Source organism: Flavobacterium sp., from assembly GCF_043720215.1.
Classification (GTDB): Bacteria; Bacteroidota; Bacteroidia; order Flavobacteriales; family Flavobacteriaceae; genus Flavobacterium.
This window is the reverse complement of record NZ_JAYSSZ010000270.1, coordinates 1-2,692: the sequence shown is the minus strand read 5'-3', so window position 1 is coordinate 2,692 and position 2,692 is coordinate 1. Positions and strand designations below refer to the sequence as shown.

4 protein-coding genes and 1 pseudogene are annotated in these 2,692 nt (G+C 30.3%); 3 read left to right on the top strand and 2 right to left on the bottom strand.

Annotation, left to right across the window (positions count from 1 at the left end; genetic code table 11):
- Nucleotides 1–257: pseudogene (locus tag ACHZC3_RS11965) on the bottom strand (5-(carboxyamino)imidazole ribonucleotide synthase); the annotation flags it as partial.
- A gap of 81 nt (nt 258–338) precedes the next feature.
- Entirely contained in the window at nt 339–869 is a 531-nt protein-coding gene (locus ACHZC3_RS11960; protein ID WP_394760086.1) for a hypothetical protein, read from the bottom strand.
- A 74-nt stretch (nt 870–943) separates the two neighbouring features.
- Here ACHZC3_RS11960 and ACHZC3_RS11955 point away from each other — a divergent pair, with 74 nt between their 5' ends.
- The 3 genes from ACHZC3_RS11955 to ACHZC3_RS11945 form a co-directional block, all read left to right on the top strand.
- Nucleotides 944–1,477 carry a phosphoribosyltransferase gene (locus ACHZC3_RS11955; protein WP_394760085.1) on the top strand — a complete coding sequence of 178 codons (534 nt, stop codon included), beginning with the start codon at nt 944–946 and terminating at the stop codon, nt 1,475–1,477.
- 33 nt (nt 1,478–1,510) lie between these two features.
- Nucleotides 1,511–2,083, top strand: a complete 573-nt coding sequence (locus ACHZC3_RS11950) for an adenylate kinase (RefSeq protein WP_394760084.1) — start codon at nt 1,511–1,513, stop codon at nt 2,081–2,083.
- An 84-nt stretch (nt 2,084–2,167) separates the two neighbouring features.
- Nucleotides 2,168–2,692 (top strand): CNNM domain-containing protein (locus ACHZC3_RS11945; protein WP_394760082.1); only part of this gene is annotated, 525 nt, incomplete at its 3' end.

Below are 2,692 nucleotides of genomic sequence, written 5' to 3'. Positions count from 1 at the left end.
TTCTCTAAAGCTTCAAGATTAACAAGTTCTATTTCGAAAGTTAAAACATCAACTTGTTTTCCGAAATTATAAACGGTTTCAAAATCCATCAAGCTTCCTTGAAAAAAATGATTACAAGCGATTTTGCACGGTGCTTCATCACTTGGATCGAGTACATAAGTTTGAATGTCGAATTTTCTGGTTTCGGATAATAGCATTTTGCCTAATTGTCCACCACCGAGAATGCCTAATTTGAAATCGGAAGAAAAATAGTTCATTGTAGTTGTGTTTACTTCGTCTGTTCGGCATTCTGCCTCGAGTGAGCAAAGATACTTTATATAGGTTTAATAGAAAAAAATCTATTCTAATTTCTTTAAAATTTCCCTCGCAACAGCTTTGTAAGCTGCGGAATATTTTGTGTAATCCTCAGAAAGAATACGTTTTAATTCTAGATATACCCAATCATTTTTTCGACCTAATTCAAATAATGCTCTAATAGAGTATGCCTTGGTTGCTACTTTTACATTTTCAAGAATGAGCCAATCAAAACAAGATTCAATGATTTTTTGTTCTTGATCTTTAGTCAATATCATGTATTTGGCAAGGAACATACAGATTTTAGAAATTGAGCGTAATGCACTTTCATTAGTGAATTTCGAAATTTTATTACAAAATACATCTAGAAATGGAGTTAATAAATGAATTTTTTCTTCTAATACCAATTCTAAAATCCAGCATGATTTATAGTGATTTTTATTATTAGTATTAAAAGCGAATTTTAGAAACTCCGAAAACAGCTCGGGATTATTTAAAATATAGAGCGCATTGTCTTTTCGACTTTCTCTATGAGCAGTGCTATTTTCGATTCTTTGAAGCAATTCTAAATTCATACTTCAAAAATAAATAAAATCTTCTAAATGAATGCTAATTTGTTATCTTTGCGAATTATTCTATTAAAATAACTATGGAAATTAAATTACACGACAAATATTTTGTTCCTTTTATTTCGGCACAAGAAATAGATTTTGCAATTGCAACTATGGCTGCTCAAGTAGAAGCTGATTTTGCAGACGATATTCCTGTTTTTGTAGGAATTCTTAATGGATCATTTATGGTTGTTTCAGATTTTATGAAACATTATAAATCACCTTGCGAAGTAAGTTTTATTAAAATGGCTTCTTATGATGGTATGGAATCTACAAGTGAAGTTAAACAACTTATAGGTATTAATCATGATTTAACAGGAAGAACAGTTGTTATCATTGAGGATATTGTAGATACTGGAAATACAGTCGAAGAATTGAAGATTTTATTCAAGAATCAAGGAGTAAAACATTTTAAAATTGCAACGCTTTTCTTTAAACCAGAAGCATACAAAAAAGATATAAAATTAGATTATATTGGAATTAGAATTCCTAATAAATTCATCGTTGGATTCGGATTAGACTACGATGGTTTGGGCAGAAATTTGCCAGAAGTTTATCAATTAAAAGATTAAATAAATACAACATAACTACACAATTTTTTTAAAATGATTAACATAGTTCTTTTCGGGAAACCGGGTGCAGGAAAAGGTACACAAGCAGAATTTTTGAAACAAAAATACAATCTAACTCATCTTTCTACGGGAGATATTTTTAGATTTAATATAAAAAATGAAACTGAATTAGGGAAATTAGCTAAAACATTTATCGATAAAGGTGATTTAGTACCTGATGAAATAACAATTAAAATGTTAGAATCAGAAGTGGATAAAAACCAACATTCAGAAGGGTTTTTATTTGATGGATTTCCAAGAACATTAGCACAAGCCAACGCTTTAGACGAATTTTTATCATCAAAAAAGCAAAAAATTACTGCAACAATTGCCTTGGAAGCTGACGATGAGGTTTTAGTACAACGTTTGCTAGAAAGAGGAAAAACATCTGGAAGAATTGACGATCAGGACGAAGATAAAATCAGAAATCGTTACCAAGAATATAATGAAAAAACAGCTCCTTTAATGGATTATTATAAAAGTCAAGATAAGTTTTACGCTATAAATGGTATTGGAAAAATAGAAGAAATTACACAACGACTAAGCAAAGTCATTGATAATTTGTAATTTAGCAAAAAAAAACATTAGCAATTTACGGTTTCGTTAATGCCGAATAAACAAATTAGCAAATAACCAAATCAATAACAAAAAGTGGAAATACTCATAATTTTCTTTTTAATACTTTTAAATGGAGTTTTTTCAATGTCAGAAATAGCATTGATTTCTGCTCGAAAGAATAGATTAGAATCAGCAGCCAAAAAAGGAAATCCAAGCGCAAAAGTTGCTTTAGATTTAGCCAATTCTCCAAACAAATTTCTATCAACAGTACAAATAGGAATAACCTTAATAGGGATTCTTACAGGTATATATTCTGGAGATAAAGTTACAGATAATGTAAAATTATTCCTTGACGGGTATACTGTTTTACAGCCTTATTCTCACTCGCTTTCAGTTGGAATTGTGGTGGTTGTATTGACTTATTTTTCACTAGTTTTAGGCGAATTATTGCCTAAAAGAATTGGGTTAAACCATCCAGAAACTATTGCAAAAGCAGTTGCTGTTCCTATGAAAGTTGTTTCAATAGTTACCGCGCCATTTATCTGGTTATTGACCACGTCGACAGATTTTATTTTAGATATTCTAAAAATAAAACCAACTGCCGACGGAAAAGTAACC